Source organism: Streptomyces sp. CB02414, from assembly GCF_001905385.1.
GTDB lineage: Bacteria > Actinomycetota > Actinomycetes > Streptomycetales > Streptomycetaceae > Streptomyces.
In genome coordinates this window covers 28,434-34,324 of record NZ_LIPF01000007.1, presented here as the reverse complement: position 1 = coordinate 34,324, position 5,891 = coordinate 28,434, and the positions used below count along the sequence as shown (strand labels likewise).

The window sequence follows — 5,891 nt, the reverse complement described above, 5'->3', positions numbered from 1 at the left end:
TGCGTTCCCTTCCCGCGGCTCTCGATTACCGGCCCGAGCCTCCCTTCGGCCGTCCCGGTCTGTCTTCTTCCGCCATGCGCACTGCCGGCGGCCCGGCCGAAACTGCGCAACACGGAAGATGAAGCCCTCCGCCGCACCCGCGATGCTGACCGGACACGGGCGAAAAGGAGCAGGACGACTATGACGGCGACGGAGGGGCAGGACACCGGGCGGCAGAGCCGGCCCGGATGGACCCGACGCGGCTTCTGGCAGGGACCGGTCGGCTCGGTCTACGTCGCGACCCTCGTACTGTCGGTCGGCCGCGGCGCCTGGTACGCCTGCTGGGCGCTGTTCTTCCTGCGGTCCGTCCAGCTGTCGCCGGCCCAGTTCGGCATCGGCATCACCGCTGCGGGTCTCGTCGGTATGGTCGCCGGCATGCCGGTCGGCTACCTCGCCGACCGCATCGGGCCCCGCGAGGTGCTGATGGCCGTCGCGGCGGTCCAGGGCCTGGCCACCATGTCCCTGGCACTGGTGCACGACTTCTGGACAGCCATGATCGCGACCACTGTCGTGGTGACGGCGGAGAAGGCGTCCCCGGGCATCCGCATCGCCGTGCTCTCCGGCCTGACCGACGGCCCCGACCGGCTCAAATCGATCAGCAACTGCCACGTCATCAAGGAGATCGGCGCGGTCGCCGGCTCCGTCATCGGCATCGTGGTGCTGACCCTCGACAACCGCCCCGGCTACGTGGGCATGGTGCTGTTCTGCGGAGCGGCCAGCCTCGCTTTCACCGCCCTGATCGCGCGCGTCCCGCACGTCGAGTCACTCCGGGAACGCCAGGTCACACGCAAAATGCTGGTGCTGCGCGACCGCCCGTTCCTGGTCCTCACCGTCCTCAACGGCGTCCTCGCACTCAACTGGGGTGTGCTCGACGCGGGCCTGCCCGTCTGGCTCACCTCCCACACCCAGGCGCCACCCTGGACCATGGGCGTCCTGCTGGCCTTCAACGGTGTGGTCATCGTGCTGCTGCTCAACCGCTTCACCCAGGCAGCCACCACGGTCCCGAGCGCAGGACGCATGTCGGCCCTGGCCGGGGTCACTCTGGCGGTGTCCTGCCTTCTCTTCGCCACCACGGACGGCGCCGCCGCCGGCACCGTCATCGCCCTGCTGTTCGTCGCCGCCGCGGTCCACACCCTCGGCGAACTCTTCTTCGTCGCCGGCGGGTACGGCCTCTCCGTGGGCATGACCCGCGAAGACGCCCACGGCGAATACCAGGGCATGTTCGGCGTCGGCGAAGGCGCCGCGATGATGCTCGCCCCCGGTCTGCTCACTGCGCTGCTCGCCGGATGGGGCTCACCGGGCTGGCTGCTGCTCGCCGGCCTGTTCCTCGCCTCCGGAACCGGACTCCTGTACACCAGCCGCTGGTCGACCCGCCTGGAACAACGCCGCGTTACGACCACCGCGAAGGAACTGCAGCCGGCCGACTGACAGTCCCCTGGTGCGCTCTCTCGGCTTCGTGCCGGTGCTGGCGTTCTGGGGTGGGGTGTTGTGGGGCTGGTCAGGGACTTGCTGTGTGGTTGGGATGGCCGGCCGCCGGCGGGTGGGGCCGGGGAGCAGGTCGGTCATCGGGGCCGCGCGACGGGGGTGGACCGACTTCTACCAGCGCCCCACCGCCCTGCCCCCGCCGGAACTGGCCGCTGCCCTCGTCCCCGTTTCCTGCCGCTGGCACCTGAGCTGCGGCATCGTCCACCCGCACGGTGACGGCAGCGCCTGGTGCCGCGTCCCGCACGCCGTGCTCTGCCCGGCCCGCATCCCGACGCTCCGCCTGACCTCCCACGCCGAGGAGATGCGCCGCCGGCTCGGCGTCCGATCCCGCCGCCTGATCGACTCAGGGGATTTCGCCCCGGCCGCGCCGCCCCCGCACGAGCCGGACGCCAGCAGCGCCCGGCCTGCCGTCCCGTCGTGCATCTGCTGCTGGGCCGCTGTCTCGCCGCCGGCCGATGGAGGACCTCCGGTGTGTGGCCCAGACCCGGCACCGCCGCCGCTGTCCGCTGCCCGTACTGGCTCCCGGCGCCCCCAAAGGGGTCTTCAAGCTCCTGCCCGCCGGCCCCCAGCGAGGCCAACTCGCCCTGCCCACCGGGACGATGGCCGTCTGTGACCTCAGCCGTCTGCCGTAGGGGAGCAGAGCGCCGGCGCACCCAGCATCGCCCCGCCCATGCAGCAGCGCCGAACGCCGCCGACCTCGCCCTGGCCGGACGGCAGGTCTTCGACCCCCTCCTGCACGCAGCCCACACGGCGCGCCGCCACTGCCGTGGGTGGCCGCCACCGCCCGGGCTCCGGCTGCTGACTCTCACTGCCGTGCCGCATGTAATTCTCATGTAGATGTCAACTTAAAGGTCCTAACAAAGGCGTCGAACGTGGCGGTGGGTGATCAGGCAGACGGCGAGGCCGAGGAATGCTTCGTAGGCGGCGGAAGCCGTGGAGCCAGGCGATGGTGCGTTCGACGACGTAGCGGAAGATGCCCAGGCCAGTGCCGTGTGGCTCGCCCCGTCTCGCGATCACGGGGCGGATCCCTCGCTGCCAGAGCAGGCGGCGGTACTTGTCGTGGTCGTAGCCGCGGTCAGCCAGTAGTGCGTCGGGGCGTCGGCGGGGTCTGCCGACCTGGCCCGCGACGGCGGGAAATCTTGTCGAGTAGCGGTTCGAGTTGTGTGACGTCGTTGCGATTACTGCCGGTCAGCGACACCGCGAGCGGGATGCCCTGTCCGTCGACGATGAGGTGGTGTTTGCTGCCCGGCCGTGCGCGGTCGACCGGGCTGGGCCCGCTTTTGGGCCCCGTCGGGCAGCTCGCACGTGCGAGGAGTCGATCACCGCCCGTTCCCAGTCCAGCTGGTTCTTCGACCGCAGCTCGTTCAGCAGCAGCTGGTGGAGCTGGTCCCAGACGCCGGCCTCGTTCCAGGCCGCAAGGCGCCGCCAGCAGGTCATGCCCGAGCCGAAGCCGAGCTCCTGGGGCAGGTACTCCCACTGAATGCCGGTGTGCAGGACGAAGAGGATCCCGCACAGGGCCTGCCGGTCCGGCACCCGCGGTCTGCCCTCGGCCTTCTTCGGACCCGGCTTCGGCAGCAACGGCTCGACCAGCGACCACAGTTCATCCGACACGACCCACGGCCGCGACTGACGGTTTCCCATACCCAGACATACGAGCAGAACGCCGACAGACTCATGATCAGCAGCTTTGTTAGAGCCAGTTACTCAAGGGCCGATGGCACACGCTCAAAGTTCGCTGACACAGGACAGGCGAAACGGAGACGTCATGGAGCCCGCCGACCTGTTCGACCACCACAGCAAGCCCGACGGCCTAGAGGCGGCCCCGGTGCCGCCCGCGCGACGGGAGACGCTGGCCCGCGTCCAGGAGACGCCTCCCCGGCCCTGTGTCGTGTGTGGTGACCAAGGCGGCCACCGCCCGCGCCGTGCACTTCCCGGACGCGGGTCCGCGCTGGGTGGATCTGCGCTGGGACCACGGGATGGCGGTCCGCCGCCGCTCCCGCCTCCCGCAGACGCTGGAAGGCATCGCCGCGGACCTGCGGGCGGCGGCCCGGGAAGCCAGCCTGCCGGGGGCAGAGCGGATTACGTTCTACTCTTCGTTCGAAGCGGCCGTTCGTGGCCGCCGGGACGACGAGGAAACCCGATGACCGCCCCTGTACCGCCCACCAGGGAGCCGGACACTTCGGCACGCACGTGCCCCGGCGACCAGGTCGGCCCCTGCTCCACCTGCCGCCGGCCCACCCACAAATACGGCGCCGGAGCCCGCTCTCCGCTGTGCGAGTACTGTGACGCCTACTTCGGCGGTGCGTCGTCCGCGATCGCCCTGCGAACGGTATTTCTCGCGATTCCCAGCTTCCTCGCGATTGACCGCACCGGCATCTGCTCGGCCCGATGAAGCCGACGGATCTCCGCCCAGTCCTCCACGCTGATCACCACTCTTCCCGTTCTGACTCAACGAGCCAGACCCCTGGAGGGGGTCAACTTTCAAGCGTCGCCCCTGGTCCACTTTTCAGCCGTCGCCGACAGACCGGAACTCCAGCAACTCAGGGAATCAGGAAGCCGACCAACAAGGCGAGGGGCAAGGCAATCAAGGGAACTGACATCAACCAGCCCATGCCCGAGGACGTTCTCGAGCCAACAAGGATGCAGAACGGCGCCATGAGGAGCACGTAGAAGAAGAACACCGCCCAGGCAATGATGCCTGCCCCCGACCCCACAGCGCCTCCCCGCAGTACTCGCCGCAAGAGCGGGGCAGCCTTCGGCGTGGCCTCCCGCGTACTCATAATTGAACACGTTCAAATCGTGTCTGTCCAGAGCGCTGGCAGCCGTCCAGGCTCCGGCGGCGCACTGTTGGGCCCGGCCGGCAGGCAGCCGAGTCGACGCTGATGTCCCAGGTGATCAGTTTTTTCGCGTCCGCCCGGACAGCCTCACCGGGAAACCGACATCACCTCACGAACTGCCCTCTGAGTGGTCTGTGGGTGTGTGAGCCGCAACCGCCAGAGCGGGTTCAGCAGGTCGATGGTCACCTTCTTGGTGACCTCTCACGCCACCCAGGCCCGATTTTCCGGGGTGATCTGGTCGGCAGCGGCTAACCGCGACTTTCCACCGTGCGCGTCAGGGGAGGTTGTAGGTGACCACGGCGCGGGCCGGGAAGCGGAAGGAGTCGTTGAAGTCCCGCAATTCTCCGCAACTTCGTTGAGCGCGCGGACCACAGGTGCGTAGCGTCGACGGCACCGACGGACCACCAGCCGGAGAGGCGGGGCCCCCTTGCGCGCACACATCGACAGCACCGCCCCGGCCCCGGAGGGCCGCGGCCTCCAGTCGCCTGCCTACGGCGTCCCCTCCCCGGCCCTGCTGGCCCGCGCGGACCGCGGCTTCGCCCGGTTCCTCGGCCAGCACGACGAGGACCAGGACGACGGAGCCGACGGCGGCGATGACCCCCAGCGGCGACCGCCGGCCACCCGCACACGACGCTCCCGGCATCGAGGCCCGCCATGCACACCAGCACGCACACGGTCCTGTACGACCCCGACGGCCTGATCGAAGCCGGGCTCCCGCTCGACCGTGAACCGTACGAGAGCCTCGTCAAGGCCGTCCTCGCCTGGACCGACCATGACGCCCTCACCGCCCGCGACCTGGAGCAGATCGCCCTCCAGCTCACCGGCCACGCCCGCGCCGTCGCCTCCGACGTCCGCCGCCGCGCCGACCAGCTGCCCAAGGACAGCGGTCCCAAGGCGCTCGCCGCCGTTGTTCTGCGAGAGGCGGAAGGCCGGCAGTCCGTGCCGATCGAGGGCACCGTGCGCTGCGTCCAGAACCGCGCCCGCCTCGTCCGTGCCCTCTACGCACGCCTGGACCGCCTGGAGGCCGCGCGCCCCCAGGCCGTGTGACCACCCTCCGTACCCGGTGCGACCACGGGCCCGGGTGCGGAGGGCTGTACCCGCAGCGGACCTACGCGGGTGCCGGTTCCTGGCGTAGCGAGGCGAGCGGAGAGCGTCGGCCCTTCTCCACCGCGCGCAGCTGCTCCCAGTCGTCCTCGGGATGGTTGGAAATGACCGCGTCGACGGGGGCCGTGGTGTAGAGCGCGACGTCGACGGCACCGGCCCGGCTGGTGCCGAAGCGGACCTCGATCGACTGCGGGGAGCGGACCCGACCGAGCCGGACCATGTGGTCGAAGTCGGCACGGCGCCAAGCCGACGGGTTCGTGGATTCCTGGAGGGAAAATCCGGGAAACGGAGGGTGGCTGAGTTCCTGGAGGCAGAGTAGCCCGCGGGTTCCGGGCCTCCAACTGGCCTGGACAGCGTGAGAGGGTTCCCGGCTGCCAGTGGGTTTCGGCCCCGCTTAGCTGTGTGGTCTCATGAGATTGGTGCCAC

5 protein-coding genes and 3 pseudogenes are annotated in these 5,891 nt (G+C 69.9%); 5 read left to right on the top strand and 3 right to left on the bottom strand.

Annotated elements, in window-relative coordinates:
• Positions 1-180 precede the first annotated feature (180 nt).
• The 3 genes and pseudogenes from AMK11_RS22635 to AMK11_RS37980 all read left to right on the top strand — a co-directional run bounded on the left by AMK11_RS22635 (position 181) and on the right by AMK11_RS37980 (position 2,156).
• Positions 181-1,467 carry an MFS transporter gene (locus tag AMK11_RS22635; RefSeq protein WP_073729861.1) on the top strand — a complete coding sequence of 429 codons (1,287 nt, stop codon included), beginning with the start codon at positions 181-183 and terminating at the stop codon, positions 1,465-1,467.
• A gap of 94 nt (positions 1,468-1,561) precedes the next feature.
• Positions 1,562-1,807, top strand: a pseudogene (locus AMK11_RS39235) (DUF6083 domain-containing protein); the annotation flags it as partial.
• A 190-nt stretch (positions 1,808-1,997) separates the two neighbouring features.
• Positions 1,998-2,156, top strand: coding sequence for a hypothetical protein (locus AMK11_RS37980; protein ID WP_158070987.1), 159 nt, complete (start codon positions 1,998-2,000; stop codon positions 2,154-2,156).
• A 208-nt stretch (positions 2,157-2,364) separates the two neighbouring features.
• Here the strand turns inward: AMK11_RS37980 and AMK11_RS37520 are convergent.
• Positions 2,365-3,165, bottom strand: a pseudogene (locus AMK11_RS37520) (IS5 family transposase).
• A gap of 251 nt (positions 3,166-3,416) precedes the next feature.
• On the opposite strand from AMK11_RS37520, the gene AMK11_RS22610 reads away from it, so the two are divergent.
• Positions 3,417-3,668: a hypothetical protein gene (locus AMK11_RS22610; protein WP_073729858.1), complete on the top strand. Its 252-nt coding sequence runs from the start codon at positions 3,417-3,419 to the stop codon at positions 3,666-3,668.
• Positions 3,669-3,816: 148 nt separating this feature from the next.
• On the opposite strand, the pseudogene AMK11_RS22605 reads toward AMK11_RS22610, so the two are convergent.
• Positions 3,817-3,954 (bottom strand): annotated as a pseudogene (locus AMK11_RS22605) (helix-turn-helix domain-containing protein); the annotation flags it as partial.
• 1,061 nt (positions 3,955-5,015) lie between these two features.
• On the opposite strand from AMK11_RS22605, the gene AMK11_RS22595 reads away from it, so the two are divergent.
• Positions 5,016-5,408, top strand: coding sequence for a DUF6415 family natural product biosynthesis protein (locus tag AMK11_RS22595; protein ID WP_073729857.1), 393 nt, complete (start codon positions 5,016-5,018; stop codon positions 5,406-5,408).
• A gap of 61 nt (positions 5,409-5,469) precedes the next feature.
• Here AMK11_RS22595 and AMK11_RS22590 read toward each other — a convergent pair whose 3' ends face one another.
• Positions 5,470-5,685, bottom strand: coding sequence for a hypothetical protein (locus AMK11_RS22590; RefSeq protein ID WP_073729856.1), 216 nt, complete (start codon positions 5,683-5,685; stop codon positions 5,470-5,472).
• Positions 5,686-5,891 lie beyond the last annotated feature (206 nt).